The sequence below is a fragment of the Actinosynnema sp. NPDC037264 genome, from assembly GCF_055603705.1.
Map to the genome: position 1 here is coordinate 1 of NZ_JBVJVK010000026.1, position 22,743 is coordinate 22,743.

The window sequence follows — 22,743 nt, forward strand, 5'->3', positions numbered from 1 at the left end:
GCCCCCCCCGTTCTCCCCCCCCCCCCCCCCCCCCCTCCTCTTCCCCCCCCCCCCCCCCCCCCCCCCCCCCCCCCCCCCCCCCCACCACCGGTCAGCGGCCGACCTCCTGCGAGACCCAGGAGGAGACCGCCGAGCAGTAGTCCCGCGCGTTGGGCGCGAGGTTCATCGAGTGGCCGTAGCCGGACAGCGCGCAGGCCCTCAGCGGACTGCGGAAGTACGGCGCCTCGGCCGCGCGCAGCGTCTCCGACGTCGAGCAGTCCGTGGCCCGGTCCAACTCCAGCACTTGTCCATCCCGCCAGGAATTCGCCGGATCGGCGGCCAGTGCGGTCATCGTCTCCGAATACCGGGTGAGCGGACGGCGGTGGAAGGTGGGTTGGATCATCCGCGGTGGCCGGCGGTGGAATTCGCCGTCGGTGCTGACCAGGCCGTTCCCGAACGCCAGCCGCAGTTTGTCGATGAAGAGGCCCTTGTCGAACTTGTCCGTGTCGCCGGTGAGCACTTGGTGCGCCAATTTTGCGGTGGTGACGAAGTGCAGCGGTAGTTTGCCCTGGTAGACCCGCACGACCCAGCCGTGGGTCCGCAGCTCGGTGGTGAAGGCGAGCCGTTGTCGCAGGATGGCGGCGGTGTGCCCGAGCAGCGGTAATCGCCCGGGAACCGTGGGCACCTCGGTTTTCCCGGCATTCGCACTGGCGGTCATCGGCGTGCACTCTATGCGCCGTTCGGAGCCCGGCGGGATCGCGCATTGGAGTCAAGTTGGTCGAATCCGCTGGTGCCCGTGCGTCGCGAGCGGTTGGATGTTCTGGTCCGCCCGTCCCCTTGACCGATTCGCGAAAGCCCGGAGCGCGCCATGACCGACTTGGACTGGGTGCCCGAGGGCATCGACACCACAGTGCCGAGCGTGGCCAGGACCTACGAGGACGACACCCTGGTCTGGGCGGGCGTCGGCCGCAAGCCGGAGCCGGACCGTGAGCCGGTAGCCGGGGGTCGGTGATGACCGCCGCGCTACCGCAGGACGCGGACGGGCTGCGGGCCCGGACGAAGCTCGCGAAGAAGTGGGCCTACCTGCTCAGCTCCCGCACGTTCGTCCCGCTCACCGCCGTCGAGCTGGAACGGCAGCTGCTCGGGCTGGTCGAACGGCTGTGCGCGGGCGTGGCGACCGAGTCGCTGGCGCAGCGCGCGGGCCACGAGGTCGGCGACGCGCTGGTCGACCTGAACTGCACCACCGCCGAGGCGCTGCGGGTCTCGGTGGAGATCGTGAGCAAGGGCCTGCTCGGCATGCCCTCCCTCGCGCCGCCGGACAAGGTGCGCGAACGCGTGGTCGACGTGATCGCCTCGCTCTCGGCCGGTTTCGTCGACAAGACCCGCGCCACCGTGCTGACCCAGCAGGAGCAGCTCGGCCGCTCGCTGTACAAGGCGATGCGCGAGGCGCAGGTGGAGCTCCAGTACGGCGAGGCCAGGTTCGAGCTGCTGGAGCACCACCTGTCCACCGGCATCGCGACGGCCGACCCGGACGGCAGGCTGGTGCGCTCCAACGGCGCGCTGGCCCGGATCGTGGACCGCCCGCCCGCCGAGCTTGCCGGGTCGTCGCTGTTCGAGCTGGCGCACCCGGACGAGCGGACGGCGTTGCGCGCCGAGTTCGCGGAGCTGGCCGACGGCGGCACGGGGTCGGTCACCCAGCCGCGCCGGCTGCTGCGCGGCGACGGCGAGCCGGCCTGGGTGATGCTCACGCTGTCGCCGTTGCGCCGGTTGGAGGGCCACGCCCAGGTGATCGTGCTCGCCGAGGACGCCACCGACGTCAACCTGCTGCAAGGCCAGCTCAACCACCAGGCGCTGCACGACGTGCTGACCAGGCTGCCCAACCGCCAGTACTTCACCAGCAGGCTCGAGCAGGCGCTGCGCACGGCCGATCCCGGCACGGGCGTCACCGTGTTCCACCTGGACCTGGACGGCTTCTCGCGGATCACCGGCGGCCTCGGCCGCGAGGTCGGCGACCACGTGCTCAAGGTCGTCGCCGGCCGGCTGGGCGCGGTCGTGGCCGAGGAGAACGCGATGGTGGCCCGGTTCGGGCACGACGAGTTCGCGATCCTGATCGAGAACACCCCGACCACCCCCGACGTGGTGACCACGATCCGCCGGATCAACGACCTGTTGTCCGCGCCGTTCGACTCCGGCGGCAATCGGGTGGCGGTGTCGGCGACGATCGGCGTGGTGCACCGGCCGCCGCGCGACTCGGCGCCCTCGGACCTGCTCGACTCGGCCGACCTGACGTTGCGGCGGGCCAAGGGCAACGGGCGCAGGCAGTGGGAGCTGTACGACCCGGCGCGGGACGGTCGGGACCGGCGCGCGTTCAGCCTGGCCGCGACCATGCCCGGCGCGTGGGAGAACGGCGAGATCACGGTGCTGTACCGGCCCGTGGTGCGGCTGGCGGACGGGCGCGTGGAGTCGGCCGAGGCGGTGCTGCGGTGGGACCACCCGACGGCGGGCGCGCTGCCGCACGAGCAGTGCCTCGCCCTGGCCGAGGACACCGGGCTGATCGTGCCGCTGGGCACGTGGGCGCTGCGCGCGGCGTGCGAGCAGGCCCGGTCGTGGCGGCGGGAGCGGGGCCGCGACCTGCCGGTGCGGTGGGCGTTGACGCCGAGCCAGGCGGCGGACCCGGAGCTGCACGCCGTGGTGCGGGAGGCGTTGTCCGACACCGGGTTGCCCGCGTCGTCGTTGCGGCTCGGCGCGCCCGGTCAGGCGTTCTCCGGCGAGCGCGGCGACGCGGCCGACACGCTGAGGTACCTGGTCGAGGACGGGGTGGGCGTCGAGGTGGAGGACTTCACCGCCGCGCCGGACGACCTGGCGCGCCTGCTCGACGGCGTGCCGGTGCGGGCGGTGCGGATGGCGCGGTCGCCCGCCACGCGACCGGGAACGGCGGTGGCGCGGGCGTTGGCCGGTGTGCTGGAGGTGGTGCGTGACGCCGGCGTCGGGGTGACCGCCGCCGACGTCACGACACCGGAACAAGCCCGGTGGTGGCGGGAGGTGGGTGCGGACACCGCGTCCGGTCCCCTGTTCGCTCCCGCCGGTCCACCGGACGTGATCACCCGATAGCGCAAGTCAACGCAGGCGCTGTCGGGGAGCCGCTGGCGAGGTACCCGAACGTGACGCTCTCCCCCGGCTTGATCGCCGAGTTCCACGAGACGTTCCTGGCCGTCGCGGTCGTGCCGTCGGTGGTGATGGTCGCGCCCCAGGCGTGCCGGACGTGCCCGTTCGGGAACGGCCAGCTCACCCGCCAGCCCGCGGACGGCGAGTTCTCCTGGTGCCGCACGGTGATCTCGACGTGGTACCCGGTGCCCCACTGCGCCACCACGCGCATGGTCGCGGCGCAGTCGCCCTGGGTCGTCTTGAAGTCCGGCAGCTCGTCGAGGGTGATCACGTTCGCGTGGTCGTACACGCGGTGCACGAAGTCGCGCGGGTTGACCACGCCGTCCTGGATGAACGAGCCGCTCCAGGTGACGAACCAGGACCAGCGGGCCTCGTAGGCGCGGACCAGGTCGGGGTCCGGGATGGAGCCGACCTCGCCCAGGGCGACGAGCTTGCGGTCCTCGCCGAGGTCGACCAGCTTCTCGTACGGGCCGATGACCGGACCGTGGTCGCCCTGCGGCGGGTACGAGTCCATGCTGACCACGTCGACGACGTCGGCGCCGGGGTACCAGTCGGGCGAGACGGAGTTCCAGACCCAGATCAGGTTGTGCAGGCCGTGGTGGCCGACCAGCCGCTGGTGCAGCAGGCGGTAGAGCTGCTTGGCCGGGCCGGGCCCCTTGGCGCCCCACCAGAACCAGCCGCCCTCGGCCTCGTGCAGCGGTCGCCACAGGACCGGGACCTTGACGTCGGCGAGGCGCTTGAGCTGCACGGCGATCGCGTCCATGTCGCGGATCAGCAGCCGGTAGTCGGTGGAGGTCGGGTCGGCGAGGGCGGCGGCGAGGTCGAAGGTGGTGGCGTCGGTGTAGAAGCCGCGCCACCACTCCTTGCCCGGCTGGTCGATCAGGCCGGACGGGGCGTTCCAGTGCCAGGCCAGGGTGACGATACCGCCGCGCTGGTCGTAGGCGAGGGCGTGGTCGACGTCGCGGCCGACGGTGCCGCGCTCGACCCGGCTGGGCGAGTAGTCCATCAGGTCGTAGCCGCCGATGGCGGGCGCCTCGCCGATGTTCTGCTCGACCCAGTCGATGCTCGCCTGGTCCTGCTGACCCGACAGGATGTTCTCGCCGTAGTTGTCGGCCAGGTAGCGCATCAGGCCCTTGGCCTCGGTGGTGGCGGCCGGGTCGGTCAACGCGCCGGTGACCTGGTGCGGGCCGCGCGGCGCGCTGGGCGTCACCTTGATGGCGTCGATCAGGTACCAGCCCCAGTTGTTGGTGATGGTGACCGTGTTGTCGCCGGGGACCAGCAGCACCTTGCCGGCCGGGATGGACGTGAACGTCGGGTGCTCGGGGAACTGCACGTCGCCGAGGCCGCTGCCGTTGAGGGAGAGCGACGCCGTCTTCGCGCCGTACGGGGTGGCGTAGAGGATCGTGAGGTCGTGCAGGCCGCCGGGGCTGTCCGGGATCGTGATGGTCACGTTGTCCGTGCCGGTGTCGAAGCCCGCCACGTAACCGCGACCGGAGAAGCCGGCCACGCTCGACTCGACCACGGTGCCGTTCAGCTCGCCGTCCTCGGCTTCGTGGACGCCGGGCGCGGGAGGTGCGCTGGGGGTCACCTTGATCGCGTCGATCAGGTACCAGCCCCAGCCGGTGGTGAAGGTGACCGTGTTGTCGCCCTCGGCCAGCAGCAGCTTCGCGCCGGTGGCCTCGGTGAAGCCGGGGTTCTCGGCCAGCGCCACCTCTCCCACGGAGGCGCCGTTGAGGGAGACGGCCGTCTGCTTCGGGCCGTAGGGCGCGGCGTAGCGGACGGTGAGGTCGTGCAGCCCGCCGGGGCTGTCCGGGATCGTGATGCTCACGTGGTCGGCGGCCTCGTCGAACCCGCCGACGTAACCGGCGCCGGAGAAACCCTCGACGGACGTCTCGACCACGACGCCGGACAGGGCGCCGCCCTCCGCCTCGATCCACTCGCCCGGCGCCGCCGCGGCCGGTGGGGCGAGGGTCAGGGCTATCAGCGAGACGAGCAGTAACAACCTCACGTCGTTGGTCCCTTCACCGCCGTTGGCAGGGCACGAGCCGGGCTGCGCTCTGGGAGCGCTCCCAGCAGCATAGGGCGGGCATGGGCGCGGAGAAAGAGTCGGGGGTCTGCAACCCCGAAGACTTATGTAAGAACCAGACAAAAGTCCGGTCAGAATCAGCGAAAGTTCTGGACTAGACCACTGCCGGCGACCTACCGTTCACCACGTTCCGCCCATCCCCTGTGACCCGACCACAGCTCCCCTGCCACACCCCGCCACCGCGTGCGGACCCTGCAACCGTGCGACGACGACGTCGGACACCGCGTGGTCGTCCCTGCCCTCCTGGAGCATGGATCATGAGATGGACAGCGCGACGGACGCGCAACCCCACCCTCGGTCTGTTAGCGGCAGCCCTGCTGATCGGCGGCTCGGGCCTGCCGGCGACGGCCGATCCCCGCGGCGACGCCGTGCCGCCCCAAGAGCCCGGCGTGACGTTGCGGGTCTTCGACGTCCAGGTGCCGCTGGACAAGCTGTGCGCGCTCAAGCCCGCCCAGACGCCCAACGTCGACAAGCTCATGCCCACCGTCGACTGGACGACGACCACCGACTTCGGGTTCGCCGACCGGTTCGTCGCCCAGGTCACCGGCAACCTCAACGTCACGCAGGCGGGCACCTACGCGTTCCGGCTGCTCAGCGACGACGGGTCGCGGCTGACCGTGGACGGCGGCGTCGTGGTCGACCACGACGGGCTGCACGGTCCGGACCCCAAGGACGGCACGGTCACCCTGTCGACCGGCTACCACTCCCTGCTGATCGACCACTTCGAGCGCGACGGCGGGCAGCAGCTGACGTTGCAGTGGAGGCCGCCGGGCGCCACCGGCTTCACGGTCGTGCCGAACTCGGCGCTGAGCACGGACGCGGACGTCGTGCGGGTCACCGCGCCCGGCCGCAAGGACTGCGCGACCGGCTCCGACTCCCCCGGCGACGGGTTGCCGCTCAACTCCGTGCACCCGGACTACACGCTGACCACCCTGCGCCCCACCGGTTTCCAGCCGCGGGTCAGCGCGATGGACTGGTTCCCCGACGGCCGCCTGGCCATCGCCACCTGGGACGGCAAGAGCACCGACACCGGCGAGGTCTGGGTGCTCGGCAACGTCACCGGCGCCACCTCGCCGGACCGGGTCACCACCAAGCGGATCGCGACGAACCTGCGTGAGCCGATGGGCCTGAAGGTGCTCGACGGCAGGATCTACGTGTCGCAGAAGCACCAGCTGACCGAGCTGACCGACACCAACGGCGACGACGTGATCGACCAGTCGCGCGCGGTGGCGTCGTGGCCGTACGGCGGCAACTTCCACGAGTTCGCGTTCGGCCTGCTGTACCAGAGCGGGGCGTTCTACCTCAGCCTCTCCGTCGCGATCAACGAGGGCGGCGCCACGACCAACCCGCAGCCCGCGGCGAACCGGGGCACGACGGTGAAGGTGGACCGCGCGACCGGGCAGGTCAGCTACATCGCGGGCGGCCTGCGCACGCCCAACGGGATCGGCTGGGGTCCGGAGGGCGGCATCTTCGTCAACGACAACCAGGGCGGCTACCTGCCCGCGTCGAAGATGGTGCACATCAAGCAGGACCGGTTCTTCAACCACTACACCAACCCGGCGGGCCCGTTCGACGCGAAGCCGGTCAGCCCGCCGGTGTTGTGGTTGCCGCAGAACGAGATCGCCAACTCCCCCAGCACGCCCGTCCAGCTCACCCAGGGCGTCTACGCCGGGCAGATGGTCTTCGGCGACGTGACGTACGGCGGGTTGCAGCGCGCGTTCCTGGAGAAGGTCAACGGCGAGTACCAGGGCGCGGTGTTCCGGATGACGCAGGGGCTGGAGGCCGGCGTGAACCGGATCAGCCTCGGCCCGGACGGCGCGATCTACGTCGGCGGCATCGGGGACGGCGGCAACTGGGGCCAGGACGGCAAGCTGCTGTACGGGCTGCAGAAGCTCGCGCCCAACGGCGGCCGGACGTTCGACGTGCTGGCGATGCGGGCGATCGCGGGAGGGTTCGAGATCGAGTACACCCAGCCGTTGTCGGCGGAGACGGCGGCCGGGCTCGCCGGTCGGTACCGGGCCACGCAGTGGCGGTACGCGGCGGCGCCGACGTACGGCGGGCCGAAGGTGGACCAGGAAAGCCTCTCGGTCGCCTCTGCGGCGGTGTCCGCGGACGGCCGGAAGGTCACGTTGAAGCTCAACGGTCTCAAGGCCGGGCGGGTGGTGCACCTCCGCTCGCCGCGGCCGTTCTCGTCGAACACCGGCGTGCCGCTGTGGAACACCGAGGCCTGGTACACCCTCAACAACCTCGTCGGCGCCGCGCCGTCGGCCACGCAGTCGTTCGAGGCCGAGAGCGCGGCCCTGTCCGGCGGCGCGGGGGTCAACACCGACCACACCGGCTACTCGGGCTCGGGATTCGTCGACGGGTACGGGACTCAGGGTGCGACCACGCGGTTCGCGGTGAACGCGGCGGCGGCAGGCTCGCACAACGTGGGCCTGCGCTACAGCAACGGGCCCAACCCGTCGTCCGGGACCAAGACGGTGAGCGTGTACGTCAATGGTGCGAAGGTCAGGCAGGTGGCGTTGGCCGATACGGGGACGTGGGACACGTGGGCGACGCACACCGAGGCGTTGACGCTGCGGGCGGGCGCGAACACCATCGCGTACCGGGTGGACAGCGGGGACGTCGGGCACGTGAACCTGGACTACCTGACGGTCACCCCGGCCCAGCGCGTCGTCCTGTACGGCGGTGGCGGCACGGAGAACTGGCGCAACGCCGACGGCAGCGCCCCGTCGTGGCCGGTGGCGGGCGGGTCGATGGAGGCGCTCGGCGGCGACATCCGCAGCAGGCAGGTGTTCGGGGACTTCAAGCTGCACCTGGAGTTCTGGTTGCCGAACCTGCCGTCGAACGTGACCGGGCAGCAGCGGGCCAACAGCGGTGTCTACCTCCAGGACCGGTACGAGTTGCAGATCCTGGACAGCTTCGGGAAGCAGCCGTTGGGCGCCGATGAGGCGGGGAGCGTCTACTTGAAGCGGGCGGCGTCGGTCAACGCGGGCAGCGCGCCGCAGACGTGGCAGGCGTACGACGTCACGTTCCGGGCGGCCCGGTTCGACGGCGCGGGGGTGAAGATCGCGAACGCGCGGGTCACGGTGGTGTGGAACGGGGTCACGGTCCATCAGGACTTCGTGGTCGACGGGCCGACCGGTGGTGGTGCGGAGGAAGGGCCGACGGCGGGGCCGTTGCGGCTGCAGGACCACGGTGATCCGGGTGAGAACGTCAGGTTCCGCAACATCTGGGTCGAGCCCCTCGGGTGACGCGGGCCGCGCCGGGCCGCTTGTCGGTGAGCGGCCCGGCGCGGGTGGGGAAGGTGCGGATGGGGGTAAGAAGGCCCGTGCGGTGAAAGCGTTGTGCGGGACGCCTCAGAGGCCGCACAGTTCGTTGGCGGTGGCCCACAGTTCCTCCTCGCGTCGCTCGTCGTAGGACTCCGACGATGACGGGACCACCTTGCCCTTGTTGATGTAGGAACCGCTCTCGCCGGGGCGCGGCCCCGCCATCGCCTCCGCCAGGAGTCGGCCGGCTTCGGCGGGGGTGGTGGCGACCGGCAGGGCGACCAGCGCCTTGCCGACCGCGCGGAACGCGGCCCGGCCGAGCCGACCGGCGTCGCGCGACAGCTCTGTGCCCGGCACCAGCCCGGGGTTGTAGGAGTAGACGTCCACGCCCTCCGGTAGCCGGCGCCGCAGCGCGTGGACCAGGTAGATCACGCCGAGCTTGCTGGTGGCGTAGGCCCGCCTGCCCTCCCTGCCGGAGTCCTTGCCCGGCTTGACCAGCTCGCGCGGGTGGTCCCAGCGCGGCGGTGGGATCAGGCCCAAGGTGTTGAGGTCGGCGTCGTGCACGTCGCTGCCGACCACGATGATCCGCGCCGGGTTCGTGAAGCGCGGCAGGAGCAGGTTCAGCAGCAGGTGGTAGGCCAGCACGTTCACGCCGAAGGTCATCTCGAAGCCGTCGGCGGTGAGCTTGCGGGTGGTCGCCATCTGCAAGCCCGCGTTGCCCAGGAACCCCTCCAGCGGCCCCTCGACCTCGGCGGCGACGCGGCGGATGTCGGCGAACGACGCCAGGTCGCCGACCACCTCGGAGACGTTGCGGTTGCCGGTGACCGCGGTCAGTTCGGCGGCCAGGCCGGGCTTGCGGTTGAGCACGAGCAGGTGCCGGTCCGGGTGGTGGCGGAGCAGGTGTTCGGCGGCTTCGCGGCCGAGGCCACGGCTTGCGCCGGTCATCAATGTGGTGCCCGTGGTGCCCATGGTCGCTCCTGGTACGTAGTTCGAAGTGGTACTCAGTACCGTACCGGACTTCGTACCGGGGCCGCTATGCTGAGGCCATGTCGGAACGGATGCCGCTGCGCTTGCGCAAGCAGCAGCGCGCGCGGGAACAGATCGTGGAGGCGGCGTTCGAGCTGTTCGACGAACGCGGGTTCGCCGCGGTGACGGTCACCGACATCGCCGAACGGGCCGAGGTGGGTCGCACGACGTTCTTCCGCCACTTCGGCGACAAGCAGGAAGTGGTGTTCTCCGACGAGCAGGCGATCGTCGAGGCGCTGAGCGAACGACACCGGGCGTTGCCGCCGGTGACCGACCTGGCGGGCGCGCTGGCGCAGCTGCGGGTGGTGGCGACGGAGCTGTGCCGAGAGCTGACGGCGGACGGTGAGCACTACCGCACGCACGAACGGCTGCTGCGCGAGAACCCGGAGCTGCGGGACCGTGCGGCGCGCAAGTTCGCCAGGTTGTCCCAGATCCTCCGGGCCAACCTGCTCGAGCGCGGTGCGTCGGCTGAGGTGGCGGCGCTTGCGCCGCAGTTGGCGATGGCCTGCTTCGCGGCGGGGAATGCGTTGGCGGATGGCGATCCGGAGGTGTTGCCTGGGGCGGTGGATGCGGCGTTTGCGCGGTTGGGTGAGTTGGGTTCGGTGGACGGGGCGGGTGCGGTGGGTGGGGTGGAAGAGCTTTAAAGATTAAGAGAGTCCTCGCCGGACGGGCAGATCAGCAGGATGACGGGCCGGTGGGTGGTTCGGCGGCGGGTCCGTTGTTGGTCGGGTTTCGTGTCATCCCACCGACCTCCCTACGGGCTACCACACGCGTCAAGGGGGCCGGTATTGGCGGAGGGGCGGGCAGGGACGCACAGGCCCCCTTGACGCGCGCGGTAGGGCGGAGCCAGGTCGGCGGGATGACACGAAGCCCTTCCTTTGGGTAGGGCGGCGGGGGTGGGCGATTCGCACACGTGAGCGAATTTTGGTGCTGGACATCGCCTGAACGCACGCCTGTTGTCGGTCTGATGGGCTAAGTTTCTGGTTGCTATGCGACTCATCGGACGTGACCACCCAGCCGGGGTGCTGAGCGCGGAAGTAGACCGTGCGGTTGGCAGCCACGGTGGGTTGGTGCTGGTCGCGGGTGAGGCGGGGATCGGTAAGACCACGTTGGTGACCGGGGCGGCGGAGCGGGCGCGGCGGGTGGGGGCGTTGGTGCTCGGTGGGTCCTGTTGGGATTCCGAGAGCGCGCCCGGTTACTGGCCGTGGGTGCAGGTGATCCGGGCGTTGCGGCGGGCGGCGGCGGTCCAGGAGTGGGAGGCGGTGGACCGGGGGCCGCTGGCGGTGTTGCTCGGTGAGGAGCCCTCGGAGCACAGGTCGGAGAGCTTCGCGCTGTACGACGCGGTGACGTCGGCATTGGTGGCGGTGTCGCAGCATCGGCCGGTGGTGGTCGTGCTGGAGGACTTGCACTGGGCGGACTCGGCGTCGTTGAAGTTGTTGGAGTTCGCGGCGCAGCACACGTGGTTCGAGCGGGTGCTGCTGATCGGCACTTATCGTGACAACGAGGTGGACGCGGAGAGCCATCCGCTGAGGCCGTTGATGACGCCGTTGCTCAGTCGGGCCGCGACGGTGGCGTTGACCGGGTTGGCGCCGGCCGAGGTCGGTGAGTTGATGGCGCGGACGGCGGGGCGCGAGCCGGAGCCGGAGCTCGTGGCCGAGGTGCACTTGCGCACGGGCGGTAATCCGTTCTTCGTGGAGCAGACGGCGCGGCTGTGGCACGGCGGTGGGTCGGTGACGGCGGTCGCGCCCGGGGTGCGTGACGCGTTGGGGCGGCGGTTGTCGTTGCTGCCCGCGCCGGTCGGCGACCTGTTGACGACGGCGGCGGTGCTGGGGCACGAGTTCCACCGGAAGGTGTTGGCCGCCACGGCCTCGCTGCCGGTGCCGGCGGTGGACCGGTTGCTCGACCAGGCCGCGCAAGCACGGCTGGTGCACGGGTTGGGCGGTGGTCGGTTCTCGTTCGCGCACGACCTGGTGCGCGAGGCGCTGTACGGCTCGCTGTCCGATGTGGACGCACGGCACGCGGCGGTGGTGCAGGCGTTGGACGGCGACCTCGCGGAGCAGGTGTTCCCGGCGGACCTGGCCCGGCACGCGCACCTGGCCGGGGACCGGTTGGCGGCCGACCGGGCGGTGGACCTGATCGTGGCGGCGGCGCGGGACGCGAGCCGGCGGATGGCGGTCGAGGAGGCGGCCGGGCACTACCGGCGGGCGCTGGAGCGGGCCGAGGGCGCCAGGCGGCGGATCGCGGTGGCGTTGGAGCTCGGCAACGAGCTGTACCACTGCGCCGAGCCCGCGGAGGCGCGGAAGATCTTCGACGAGGCGGCGGCGCTGGCGCGGGAGCTGGACGACGCGGAGCCGTTCGCCCGGATCGCGTTGGCGGTCTACCGGTTCGCCGAGGACGAGGCGCGGGCCACCGCGGTGGTGCGGGAGGCGTACTGCCGGTTGATCGGGCCGGCGCCCGATGTGCCGACGGAGGTGTTGGCGCGCGAGATGAGCCTGCACGCCGCCGAGGTGGCGCGCGGTGGAGGCGACGACGACGCGTTGGCCTCAGGGCTGTGGGCGGTGCACGACACGACTGTGGGCATCGGCAACGCCGAGCAGCGGCTGGCGTTGATCGACGAGCTGATCACCGTGTCGCGGCGCAGCGGCGACCACACCGTCGAGCACTTCGCCACGTCGTTCCGGTGGGTGGCGCTGGTGGAGCTCGGCGACCCGCGCTACGTCGAGCAGCTGCACGCGTTCGTCGCGCTGTCGGAGCGGCTGGGCATGAGCCGGTTCAACTTCTCGGCCGCGATCGACCAGTCGATCATCACCGCGATGCAGGGCCGGTTCGTCGAGGCGGAGGCGTTGCTGGCCAGGGCGATCGAGCTGGGCGCGAGCAACCACACCGGGTTCCGGATGATGTACCTGCACCTGCGGTGGGCGTTGCTGGTGTTGCAGGGGAAGTTCGCCGAGCTGGACGAGTTGGCGCCGGAGATCCTCGCGAGCAACTACCCGTACCCGGGGCTGCCGGCGGGCATCGCCGCCCTCGAACGCGGTGACGTGGCGGCCGCCCGGGTCCACCTCGAGCAGCCCGTCCAGGACGACCGGTCGCACGCGTCGTTCGAGCCGCTGTGGCTGCGGTTCCGGGCCCAGTTCGCCCACGCGGCGGGTGACCGGGAGCTGGCGGCGCGGGTGCGCGAGGAGTTGGCGCCGCACCGGGGCAAGTGGCTGGTGTCGTTGTACGGGTGCGACATCAGCGGGCCGGTGGACCTGTGGCTGGGTCTGGTGGACCTGGCGCTCGGCCGGTGTGACGACGCGGTGGACGAGTTGACCGCGGCGCTGGGGTCGGCCGAGCGGATGCGGGCCCGGCCGTGGGTGGCGCGGGCGCGGTGCCACCTGGCGGAGGCGTTGCGGGCGCAGGGCGCGCCGTCGGGGCCGGCCGGGTCGGTGCCGGTCCGCGAGTTCCGGCGTGAGGGCGAGGTGTGGGCGTTGTCCTACGACGGGGTCACCGTGCGGATGCCGGACTCCAAGGGGCTGCGCGATCTGCACGTGCTGCTGAGCAGTCCGGGCGAGCCGGTGGCCGCGGTGGCGTTGCTCGCGCCGGAGGCGGTGGCGTCGGCGCGGTTGGGCGGCGACCCGGTGCTGGACGACGAGGCGAAGTCCCGCTACCGGCGTCGGCTGGCGCAGCTGGACGACGAGATCGACCGCGCGTTCGACGACGACCGCGCCGCCGCCCTGGACCGGGAACGCGCCGCGCTGCTGGAGGAACTGCGCACCGCCGCCGGTCTGGCCGGTCGCACCCGCAGGCTCGGCGACGAAGCCGAACGGGCCCGCAAAGCCGTCACCGCCCGCATCCGCGACACGCTGCGCAAGCTGGACGAACGCCACCCCGGTCTCGCGGCCCACTTGAGGGAGACCGTCTCGACCGGGGCGACGTGCGTCTACTCAGGACACGAGAGCTTCCGGCTCTAGCTCACTTCCGGTTGTACAGGCGCATGGTCAGGGCGCCGAACACGACGGTGAACACGATGCCGTAGCCGAGCGTCCACATCATGGCGTCGCCGTCGAACTCGCCCGCCATCAGCGCGCGCACGGCCTCGACCAGGGTGCTGATCGGGTTGACGTCGACGAACGCCTGCAACCAGCCCGGCATCGTCGCCGGGTCGACGTAGACGTTGGACAGGAACGTCAGCGGGAACAGGAAGAGCATGCTCACGCCCATCACGGACTTCTCGCTGCGCATCAGCAGGCCGAACATCGTCCACACCCACGAGAACGCGAACGAGAACGCCACCAGCACCGCCACGCCGAGCACCACGCCGACGAACCCGCCGCCGGGCCGGAAGCCCAGGATCAGGCCGACCACCATGATCACGGCGGACGCCAGCACGTACCGCAGCAGGTCGCCCAGGATGTAGCCGACCATCGGCGCCGGCCGCCAGATCGGCAGCGTGCGGAACCGGTCGAACACGCCCTTCTCGATGTCGGTGTTCACCGCGACGCCCGTGTACATGGTGATCATCACGACGCTGGTCACCGTGATGCCGGGCAGCAGGTACTGGATGTACTCCCCCGGCGACCCGGCCAGCGCGCCGCCGAACAGGTAGGTGAACATCAGAATCATCATGATCGGGAACGCGGTGACGTCGAACAGCTGCTCGGGCACGTGCTTGATCTTGAGCACGGCGCGCCAGCCGAACGTGAGCGACGCCGACAGCGCGCTCGGCCGGCGCGGCTGCACGGTCTCCAGCAGCACCGCCGCCAGGTCCTCCGCCTTGGGCGCGGGCAGGAGCTCGGCTTCCTTGGTGACGGTCACGCCGCCGCCTCCTTCTTGTCGGTGAGGGCCAGGAAGACCTCGTCCAGGCTGGGCTGGCCGAGGGAGAACGTGTCGACGGTGATGCCCTCGCGGGCGAGTTGGGCCAGCGCCTCGGCGGCCTGCTCGGTGGCCCGGCCGGAGAGCCGCGCGGTCAGCGCGACCGGGTCGGAGTCCAGCTGCACGTCGGCCTCCAGCGCGCCGGCCAGCACCTGCCGCGCCCGTTCCCGCTGGTCCGCGTCACGCAGGCGCAGGTGCACCGCGCCGACCCCGACGGACGCCTTCAGCTCACCCTTCGTGCCCTCGGCGATCACCTTGCCGTGGTCGATCACCGCGATGCGGGACGCCAACTGGTCGGCCTCGTCCAGGTACTGCGTGGTCAGCAGCACGGTGGTGCCGTGCGCGACGACCGCGCGGACGATGTCCCACACCTGGTTGCGGCTGCGCGGGTCGAGGCCGGTGGTCGGCTCGTCCAGGAACAGCAGCTTCGGCGTGTTGAGGATGCTGGCCGCGATGTCCAAGCGGCGGCGCATGCCGCCCGAGTAGTGCTTGACCTGCTTGGACGCGGCGTCGGTCAGCCCGAACGCCTCCAGCAGCTGCCCGGCCCTGGCGCGGGAGTGCGGGCGGGTGTGGCCGAGCAGCCTGCCCAGCAGGACCAGGTTCTCGGTGCCGGTCAGGTCCTCGTCGACGGAGGCGTACTGCCCGGTGAGGCTGACTAGTTGGCGCACCGCGTCCGGATCGGCGCGCACGTCGTGACCGAACACCCGCGCCTCCCCTTCGTCGGGTCGTAGCAGGGTGGCCAGCAGGCGGACCGTCGTGGTCTTGCCCGCGCCGTTCGGGCCGAGCAGGCCGTACACCGTCCCGGCGGGCACGGTCAGGTCGACGCCGTCCACCGCGCGGGTGTCGCCGAAGACCTTGACCAGGCCCGACGTTTCGATGGCGTTCATGGAGTTCCCCCTTCTCGGTGAAACACAGCTAGGAGACGTAAGGGCGTCGGGTGCGGGCATCCTTGAGGGCCGACGCCCACCAGGTGAGCTGGTCGAACATCGCCGCCGCGGCCCGGCGGCGGTGCTCGGTGTCGAGCGGTTCGTCGGCGAGCAGGTTCACGCCGACGCCCGTTCGCACTGTCATGACGTGCAACTCGGTGAAAACTGTTCGGAGCTGTTCCACGGCGTGGAAGCCCTCGGAGCGGTAGCCGTAGGAGACGAACCCGGCGGGCTTGGCGTGCCACTCGTCGTAGGCGTAGTCGATGGCCTGCTTGAGGGAGGCCGGGAAGCTGCGGTTGTACTCGGGGGTGACGACGACGAACCCGTCCGCGTCGGCCACCTGCCCGGTGAACCGCCGGATCTCCGGCGTCGGCCGGCCCGGGTAGCACGGCGGGAAGTCGTAGTCGGCCAGGTCGAGCACGACCGGCTCGACGTCGTCGCGCTCGGCCGCGACTTCGGCGACCCACCGGCCGATGCCGTCACCGACGCGTCCCTCGCGGGTGCTGCCGATGATCACGGCGATGCACAGCGGCTCCACGCGCCACCTCCTCTCACCCAGTAGGCGCGAGACGGCCCGCTAGACCGGATCTAGCAGCCGCGCGTCCTGGGTTGAGGACGGTGAGTCGAACGTCCGGAACGCGAAAACTCCACGTCCCCGGGGTGGGGACGTGGAGTTTTCGCGGTGCGCGTGGCTAGATGCGGCAGGTGTCCAGGGAGCTGACCAGGATCGCGCGGGCGCCCACGCGCCACAGCTCGTCCATGATGAACGGCGCGTCGTCGCGCGGCACGAGGGATCGGACAGCGACCCAGCCCTCGCGGGCCAGCGGCGAGACGGTGGGCGACTCGATGCCGGGCACCAGCTTGAAGGCCTCCTCCTGCGCCTCCACCGGGCAGTCGAAGTCGAGGATCACGTAACGGCGGGCGATCAGCACGCCCTGGAGCCTGCGGTGCAGGATCTCGACCGCGCGCACGGCGTCCGGGGCGTCGGCGACCGTGTCGCCCTGGATCAGCACGGCCTCGGACTTGAGGATCGGCGAGCCGAACGTCTCCAGGCCGGAGGTCTTCAGCGTGATGCCGGTTTCGACCACGTCGGCGATCGCGTCGGCCACGCCCAGCTCCACGGCGGTCTCCACCGCGCCGTCGAGCCGCACGAGGTGCGCCTTGATGCCGAGGTCGGCCAGGTGGTGCCCGACCAGGTTCGGGTAGCTGGTCGCGATCCGCTTGCCCTCCAGGCCCGCGGCGTCGTGGATGCCGCCCGGCTTGGACGCGAAGTAGAACGACGCCCGGCCGAAGCCGAGCGGCAGGATTTCCTTCGCCGACACGGTGGAATCGAGCAGCAGATCACGCCCGGTGATGCCGACGTCCAACGACCCCTCGCCCACGTACACCGCGATGTCGCGGGGACGCAGGAAAAAGAACTGCACATCATTTGCCGGGTCCGCCACGATCAGCTCACGGCCGGACCTGTTCACCCGGTAACCAGCTTCGGCCAGCATTTGCGCCGCGGGAGCACTCAACGAGCCCTTGTTGGGCAGGGCGAAGCGAAGAGGAGCCATGGCGCGAAGTCTCCCACACGGGGGCGCGCACCCACGTCTCGGGTATGCCCAGGTGTCCCACGGTGTGGAAACCACGCGGTGTCGCGCCGGCGTCACCCGTCCGTGCTTCCCACTAGGTGAGCGCGGACCGCCGGGACATTGACCCGGCGGACCTGTTCAACCCATTGACGACGGCCGTCGAATGAATTACAGAAACCGGCCCGCACGGGTTCGCGAGGTCAATAGCCAGCCCGCCCCGAAAGACACCGCGATCGCGACCGCGGCCACCAGGAATGCTTTCACCTCGGCCGGGAACGGCAACGGCCGGGCGGCCACCGCGAGCACGATGAGCACCGGCCCCTGGATGAAGAACGCGGCGAACGCGCCACGGGCGAGCGCCACGGCCAGCGGGCCGTCCCGGGTCAGCCGCCGTTGCGCCCACCCGAGCAGCCACACCGACCCGCCGACCACGAGCACCGCCTCCACCGCGGCGAACAGCAGCGCCTGCCACCGCCAGCCGCCGAGGAACGGGCCCGCCTGCCCGGCGAGGTCGGACACGCCGAGGGCGATCGCGGTCACCGGCACGGACACGATGGCCAGCGCCGCGACCACCCGGCTGCCGCGCCACATCCGCTCCGGCACCCGCTGCGCCAGGCCCGAGCGCGCGCCCACGATCCCCACCCCGAACATGGCGATCAGCTGCGGCCACCACCAGACGTGCAGGTCGCCGATCTGCCCGCTGCGCGCCGGGAACCACAGCCGCACCGCGAACGTGCTCACCACGACGCCGGCGGTGACCGCGACGAGGTGGCCGCCGGTCAGCACGACCGGCGTCACGCGCGGCCTGCCGAACAGCGCGTAGGCGACGGAGAACAGCAGCAGGATCTCCACGAACCACAGCGAGCCGGAGTCGAGCAGCGGGTCGCGGTGGGTGAACACCCACCACGGGCTGACGTCGTGCCCGGCGGCGCGGTAGGCCACCCACAGCGTCAGCGGCCACACCAGCAGCGCCGACAGCGCGAACGGGACGCCGAGGCGGACGAGCCGGTCCCGGACGAACCGGCCGGCACCCTTGCGGGCCACCGACTCGGGGGTGAACAGGCCGGACAGCAGGTAGAAGGTGCCCATCAGGAACAGCCCGGACGGGCCGAGGACGGCGGCGAGCACGGCCTCGACGTGCGGCTCGAAGGTGACCTCGTTGACCTCGTCGTACGGCCACCCGCCCACCGCCGAGTACCCGAGGAGCGCGTGCCCGCCGATCACCCAGGCGACGAGCAGCACCTTCAGGTTGTCCACCGCGGCCAGCCGGGACCGCTGCCCCACCTCTGCGGTCATCCTCCCAAGGTAACTGCTCCGGGCGGCGGCGGACCGGGTGAATTCGGCGGCGTCGCGGCGGGTCGGGGGGTCACGACCAGCCCGTGTTCGACCACCACGTGGCCTGCGTGACGACGGAGAAGCCCAGCGACTCGTACAGCGGCAGGCCCTGCTTGGTCGCGCTGAGGGCCATCGGCCGCGTCGGGTACTCGTTGACCACCGAGTTCAGCAGCGCCCGGCCGACGCCGCGCGAGCGGTGCCGGGGCAGGGTCGTCACCCAGTACACGCCGACCACGTCGTCCGCCTCGGCGGTCAGGCACGCCCCGGCCACGACGCCGTCACGCCACGCCGCGTGCAGCCCGAACCCCTCCCGGTCCTTCAGCGCCAGGGGCAGCGCGTTGCCGGTCGGGAAGCCCGGCAGCGGGAAGCCGTCGACCACGACCTGCTCGGCGACGGCCCACTCGGCGGCCGTGCGCACGCGCCGGACCTCCAGGGCGGGCGGCGGCGCGGGCGCGGGCGGCCGGACCATCACCGGCAGGTGCCGCGGGATCAGGCCGAGCGCCGCGCCGTCGATCCCGCCGAACGAGTCCTCGACCACGACCCGCGTCCCGGCCCGCTTGATCAGCAGCTCCAGCTCGGCGAAGTCGTCCGGGTCGAGGTCCGGCCGCACCGCGAGCACCCGCAGCAGGGTCGGGCCGCTCATCGCGAGGAACGCGTCGCGGCTGATCAGGACGTGCCCGCGGGTGCGGGCGAGGGCGGTCGCCAGGACGGCGGCGTTGCGCACCGCGAGGTGCAGCGAGGCGGACATGGGCCGAACCCTATGCGGCACCCGGACCAGTGGTCAGGTCCATTTCCGCCTCGCTCGCGTGGCCGCTCAGCGTCCGGCGAGCAGCTGGTCGAACGGCACGAACCCGGTGCCGGCGGGCTTCGCGGGCGCCCGGCCGACGAGCAGGTCGGCCAGCTCCCCCGCGGCCCGGTCGACGCGGCCGGGCAGCCCGTCGGCGCCCCAGTCGGACGACGCGGCGTACACGCCGGTCGGCACCACGACCGCCCGCAGGTAGGCGAACAGCGGTCGCAACGCGTGGTCGAGCACCAGCGAGTGCCGCTCGGTGCCGCCGGTCGCGGCGATCAGCACCGGCTTGCCCGCCAGCGACTCCGGCTCCAGCACGTCCACGAAGGACTTGAACAGCCCGCTGTAGGACGCGTTGAACGTCGGCGTCACGGCGATCACCGCGTCCGCGCCGACCACCGACTCCACCACGTCCCGCAGCCGTGCGCCGGGGAACCCGGTGACGAGGTTGTCCGCGATGTCGCGCGCCACGTCCCGCAGGTGCACGGTGCGCACCTCCAGGTCGGGCACGAGCCGTTGCGTGGCCTCGGCCAGCCGGGTCGCCAGCAGTTGGGTGGACGACGGCGTCCCGAGCCCGGCCTCCACGACCGTCAGCGTCGTCATCGGGCGTTCGCCTCCGAGGTGGCGGTCTTGAGCAGCGAGGCGTGGGTGGGCGCGTCGGGCACGTCGGCCGGGCGGCCGACCGCGAACTCGCGGCGCAGCGTCGGCACGATCTCGCCGAGGAGGTCGAGCTGCTCCAGCACCGTCTTCAACGGCAGGCCGGCGTGGTCCATCAGGAACAGCTGGCGCTGGTAGTCGCCGAAGTGCTCGCGGAAGGTCAACGTCTTGTCGATGACCTCCTGCGGGCTGCCGACGGTCAGCGGGGTCTGCTCGGTGAACTCCTCCAGCGACGGGCCGTGCCCGTACACCGGGGCGTTGTCGAAGTACGGCCGGAACTCGCGGACGGCGTCCTGCGAGTTGCGGCGCATGAACACCTGGCCGCCGAGACCGACGATCGCCTGGTGCGCGGCGCCGTGGCCGTAGTGCTCGAAGCGCTCGCGGTAGAAGGTGATCAGCCGCTGGAAGTGCTCCTTGGGCCAGAAGATGTGGTTGGCGAAGAAGCCGTCGCCGTAGTACGCGGCCTGCTCGGCGATCTGCGGGCTGCGGATCGAGCCGTGCCAGACGAACGGCGGCACGTCGTCGAGCGGGCGCGGGGTCGAGGTGAACGACTGCAGCGGCGTGCGGTGCTTGCCCTCCCAGTCCACGACGTCCTCGCGCCACAGCTTGCGCAGCAGGGCGTAGTTCTCGATGGCCAGGTCGATGCCGTCGCGGATGTCCTTGCCGAACCAGGGGTACACCGGGCCGGTGTTGCCGCGACCCATGATCAGGTCGACCCGGCCGTCGGCCAGGTGCTGCAGCATCGCGTAGTCCTCGGCGATCTTCACCGGGTCGTTGGTGGTGATCAGCGTGGTCGCGGTGGACAGGATCAACCGCTCGGTGCGCGCCGCGACGTAGCCGAGCATGGTCGTCGGCGACGACGGGACGAACGGCGGGTTGTGGTGCTCGCCGGTCGCGAAGACGTCCAGGCCGACCTCTTCGGCCTTGAGCGCGATGGCGACCATGGCCTTGATGCGCTCGGCCTCGGTCGGCGTCCGACCCGTGGTGGGGTCGGGCGTCACGTCGCCGACGGTGAAGACACCGAACTGCATGGCCACTCCTCGATCCGGTAGTTGCGCTTTCAACTAACTCGCACAACCGTACCGGGTCGCCGGCTATTCCGGTGTTGTCTGGTGGCGCGGAGCACGCCAAGGTGTGTGCCACGGGTCACCTATGGGGGAGGCACGGCACGGTGGTGCACCGCACTGGGGCGTACGGCACCGGGCAGGACGAGCTGGTGCGGCGTGCCGCGGAGATCGTCCCGGTCCTGCGCGCCCACGCCGAGTGGGGCGACGAGAACCGGATGCTGCACGAGGCGTCGTTGGAGGCGATGGCCGACGCGGGCGTGCTGCGGTTGCGGGTGCCCGCCGAGCACGGCGGCCACGAGGCGGACCTGGCCACGGTGGTCGGGGTGGTCGCGGAGCTGGCGCGCGGGGACGGCTCGGCGGCGTGGACGGCGGCGGTGTGGGCCCTCTCGACGTGGGTGGTCGGCTGGTTCCCCGACGACGTGCGGTGCGAGGTGTTCGCCAAACCGGACGTGCGGGTGACCGGCATCCTCAGTCCCACCGCGACGGCCGAGCCGGTCGGCGGCGGCGTGCTGGTCAACGGGCGGTGGGCGTTCACCACCGGCGCGCCGCAGAGCCACTGGACCACCAACGCCGCGGTGCTGCTGCCCGACCGGGCGCCGGTGGCGTTGGCGATCCCGCTCGTCGACCTGTCGGTCGTGGACGACTGGCACACCACCGGGCTGCGCGCGACCGGCAGCGTGACCACGGTGGCGAAGGACGTGTTCGTGCCCGCCGAACGGGTGCTGCCCCTCGAACCGGTGCTGCGGGCGCACCCCCACGCCGCCGCGCCGATGTTCCGCGCGCCGTTCACGCCCACGGCCTGCGCCACGGTGAGCGCGCCCGCGGCCGGCCTGGCCCGTGCGGCCGTGGACGCGGCACGGGGATCGGGGCTGCGGGAGGCGACGGTGCTGGCCGACGAGGCGGAGTTCCACTCCCGCCGCGCCGCCGCCGTGGTCGACCTCAAGGCCGCCGGCGGCGAGGAGTGGACGCCGGAGGACCGCGCCGGCGTGCGCCGCGACCTCGGCGAGGCGTGCTTACGGGCCCGGGACGCGGTCGACGTGCTGCGGGGTGACAGCCCGGCGCTGCACCGCGTCCAGCGCGACGCGCACGCCCTGAACCTGCACGCGATCCTGCACCCCAACGCCAACCTGGAGCGCTACGGCCCGGTGTTCCTCGGCGGCCGGCCGGAGGGCTGAGGACGCGAGGCCGGCGTACCCACCAGGCGACAGCACCGGGTGCGGGTGGCCGAGGCCGGACGCCGTTCGCGACGCGGCACGCGGAAGCGGTCCGGCACGGTGATCGGCGTCGCGGTGAGTCATCGCACTTCACCCTCAGTGCCCTGCCGGCGGCAACGGTCGTCAGCCGGTGCGGCGAGCCACCACCACCGCCGTGTCGTCCCGCCGCCACCGCACGGCGACCTCGCCGAACCCGGCCGCCCGGAGCGCGTCCACGTGCCACGACGCCGGCGGGTAGAAGTCGGCCGACTCGCCGTCCACCCGGTCGCGCGCGGCCTCGGCCAGTGCCGGGTGCGCCAACGCCTCGGCCCACCACTCGTGCCACCCGACCAGGCCGTCGCCCGACGACGAAGGCCCGCCCTGGGGCATCCGGTCGGCGTTGGCGAACACGCCGCCGGGCGCGAGCACGTCGTGGACCTCCCGGTACAGCTCGCGCAGCCGGTCCGGGCCGAAGCAGTGCAGCGCGGTGCCGGCGACCACGGCGTCGAACTCGCGTCCGGCGCCCCACCCCGGCGCGCCCAGGTCGGCCGACACCACCGCGACCCGATCACCCAGCGCGGCACGGGCGATCGCCAGCAGCACCGGGTCGACGTCGAGCACCGTCACCTCGGCGTTGACCAGCCGTGACGCGATCGACCCCGTCCCGCCCGCCAGGTCGAGCGCCCGACGTCCGACGGCGGCGTCCGCCAGCACGGCGAACGCCTCGTCCCGGTGCGGCAGGAAGGGCTCCTGCCGCGCGTCCCACCCGCGCCGCAGTCGCTCGGCGTCGGCGAAGCTCAGTCGTGTCGTCACACCACCGAGCTT

General features: G+C 71.8%; 18 protein-coding genes. 6 read left to right on the forward strand and 12 right to left on the reverse strand.

Annotated elements, in window-relative coordinates:
• Nucleotides 1–91: 91 nt before the first annotated feature.
• Nucleotides 92–697: a hypothetical protein gene (locus ACZ7GX_RS25530; RefSeq protein WP_498780136.1), complete on the reverse strand. Its 606-nt coding sequence runs from the start codon at nucleotides 695–697 to the stop codon at nucleotides 92–94.
• 150 nt (nucleotides 698–847) lie between these two features.
• On the opposite strand from ACZ7GX_RS25530, the gene ACZ7GX_RS25535 reads away from it, so the two are divergent.
• Both ACZ7GX_RS25535 and ACZ7GX_RS25540 read left to right on the forward strand, forming a co-directional pair.
• Complete coding sequence (locus tag ACZ7GX_RS25535; RefSeq protein ID WP_498780138.1) at nucleotides 848–991, forward strand: hypothetical protein; 144 nt, start codon at nucleotides 848–850, stop codon at nucleotides 989–991.
• The gene (locus ACZ7GX_RS25540) at nucleotides 991–3,090 is read left to right on the forward strand and encodes a putative bifunctional diguanylate cyclase/phosphodiesterase (RefSeq protein WP_498780139.1); all 2,100 of its coding nucleotides are present in this window, start codon (nucleotides 991–993) and stop codon (nucleotides 3,088–3,090) included. The genes ACZ7GX_RS25535 and ACZ7GX_RS25540 overlap by 1 nt, the downstream gene beginning before the upstream one ends.
• Here the strand turns inward: ACZ7GX_RS25540 and ACZ7GX_RS25545 are convergent.
• Nucleotides 3,080–5,152 carry a glycosyl hydrolase gene (locus ACZ7GX_RS25545; RefSeq protein ID WP_498780141.1) on the reverse strand — a complete coding sequence of 691 codons (2,073 nt, stop codon included), beginning with the start codon at nucleotides 5,150–5,152 and terminating at the stop codon, nucleotides 3,080–3,082. The genes ACZ7GX_RS25540 and ACZ7GX_RS25545 overlap by 11 nt on opposite strands.
• Before the next feature lie 335 nt (nucleotides 5,153–5,487).
• Between ACZ7GX_RS25545 and ACZ7GX_RS25550 the strand changes: the two genes are divergently transcribed.
• Nucleotides 5,488–8,484 carry a 3-keto-alpha-glucoside-1,2-lyase-like domain-containing protein gene (locus tag ACZ7GX_RS25550; RefSeq protein WP_498780143.1) on the forward strand — a complete coding sequence of 999 codons (2,997 nt, stop codon included), beginning with the start codon at nucleotides 5,488–5,490 and terminating at the stop codon, nucleotides 8,482–8,484.
• 105 nt (nucleotides 8,485–8,589) lie between these two features.
• On the opposite strand, the gene ACZ7GX_RS25555 is transcribed toward ACZ7GX_RS25550, so the two are convergent.
• Complete coding sequence (locus ACZ7GX_RS25555) at nucleotides 8,590–9,468, reverse strand: SDR family NAD(P)-dependent oxidoreductase (protein WP_498780145.1); 879 nt, start codon at nucleotides 9,466–9,468, stop codon at nucleotides 8,590–8,592.
• 77 nt (nucleotides 9,469–9,545) lie between these two features.
• Between ACZ7GX_RS25555 and ACZ7GX_RS25560 the strand changes: the two genes are divergently transcribed.
• Nucleotides 9,546–10,169: a TetR/AcrR family transcriptional regulator gene (locus ACZ7GX_RS25560; protein WP_498780146.1), complete on the forward strand. Its 624-nt coding sequence runs from the start codon at nucleotides 9,546–9,548 to the stop codon at nucleotides 10,167–10,169.
• A 345-nt stretch (nucleotides 10,170–10,514) separates the two neighbouring features.
• Nucleotides 10,515–13,475, forward strand: a complete 2,961-nt coding sequence (locus ACZ7GX_RS25565) for an ATP-binding protein (protein WP_498780148.1) — start codon at nucleotides 10,515–10,517, stop codon at nucleotides 13,473–13,475.
• Between the two features lies 1 nt (nucleotide 13,476).
• On the opposite strand, the gene ACZ7GX_RS25570 is transcribed toward ACZ7GX_RS25565, so the two are convergent.
• The 8 genes from ACZ7GX_RS25570 to ACZ7GX_RS25605 all read right to left on the reverse strand — a co-directional run bounded on the left by ACZ7GX_RS25570 (nucleotide 13,477) and on the right by ACZ7GX_RS25605 (nucleotide 20,689).
• Nucleotides 13,477–14,319, reverse strand: coding sequence for an ABC transporter permease (locus ACZ7GX_RS25570; RefSeq protein ID WP_498780150.1), 843 nt, complete (start codon nucleotides 14,317–14,319; stop codon nucleotides 13,477–13,479).
• The gene (locus ACZ7GX_RS25575) at nucleotides 14,316–15,263 is read right to left on the reverse strand and encodes an ATP-binding cassette domain-containing protein (protein ID WP_498780151.1); all 948 of its coding nucleotides are present in this window, start codon (nucleotides 15,261–15,263) and stop codon (nucleotides 14,316–14,318) included. Before ACZ7GX_RS25575 ends, ACZ7GX_RS25570 begins: the two co-directional genes overlap by 4 nt.
• Before the next feature lie 28 nt (nucleotides 15,264–15,291).
• The gene (locus ACZ7GX_RS25580; RefSeq protein ID WP_498780153.1) at nucleotides 15,292–15,840 is read right to left on the reverse strand and encodes an NADPH-dependent FMN reductase; all 549 of its coding nucleotides are present in this window, start codon (nucleotides 15,838–15,840) and stop codon (nucleotides 15,292–15,294) included.
• 154 nt (nucleotides 15,841–15,994) lie between these two features.
• Entirely contained in the window at nucleotides 15,995–16,858 is an 864-nt protein-coding gene (gene hisG / locus ACZ7GX_RS25585; RefSeq protein WP_498780155.1) for an ATP phosphoribosyltransferase, read from the reverse strand.
• 186 nt (nucleotides 16,859–17,044) lie between these two features.
• Complete coding sequence (locus ACZ7GX_RS25590) at nucleotides 17,045–18,172, reverse strand: acyltransferase family protein (RefSeq protein WP_498780156.1); 1,128 nt, start codon at nucleotides 18,170–18,172, stop codon at nucleotides 17,045–17,047.
• A gap of 70 nt (nucleotides 18,173–18,242) precedes the next feature.
• A complete protein-coding gene (locus tag ACZ7GX_RS25595; RefSeq protein WP_498780158.1) occupies nucleotides 18,243–18,959 on the reverse strand; it encodes a GNAT family N-acetyltransferase in 717 nt (238 codons plus the stop codon).
• Between the two features lie 66 nt (nucleotides 18,960–19,025).
• Nucleotides 19,026–19,604, reverse strand: coding sequence for an FMN reductase (locus ACZ7GX_RS25600; protein WP_498780159.1), 579 nt, complete (start codon nucleotides 19,602–19,604; stop codon nucleotides 19,026–19,028).
• Nucleotides 19,601–20,689 carry an LLM class flavin-dependent oxidoreductase gene (locus ACZ7GX_RS25605; RefSeq protein WP_498780160.1) on the reverse strand — a complete coding sequence of 363 codons (1,089 nt, stop codon included), beginning with the start codon at nucleotides 20,687–20,689 and terminating at the stop codon, nucleotides 19,601–19,603. Before ACZ7GX_RS25605 ends, ACZ7GX_RS25600 begins: the two co-directional genes overlap by 4 nt.
• A 140-nt stretch (nucleotides 20,690–20,829) precedes the next feature.
• On the opposite strand from ACZ7GX_RS25605, the gene ACZ7GX_RS25610 reads away from it, so the two are divergent.
• Nucleotides 20,830–21,900, forward strand: coding sequence for an acyl-CoA dehydrogenase family protein (locus ACZ7GX_RS25610; protein ID WP_498780162.1), 1,071 nt, complete (start codon nucleotides 20,830–20,832; stop codon nucleotides 21,898–21,900).
• Nucleotides 21,901–22,062: 162 nt separating this feature from the next.
• Here ACZ7GX_RS25610 and ACZ7GX_RS25615 read toward each other — a convergent pair whose 3' ends face one another.
• The gene (locus ACZ7GX_RS25615) at nucleotides 22,063–22,731 is read right to left on the reverse strand and encodes a class I SAM-dependent methyltransferase (protein WP_498780163.1); all 669 of its coding nucleotides are present in this window, start codon (nucleotides 22,729–22,731) and stop codon (nucleotides 22,063–22,065) included.
• Nucleotides 22,732–22,743 lie beyond the last annotated feature (12 nt).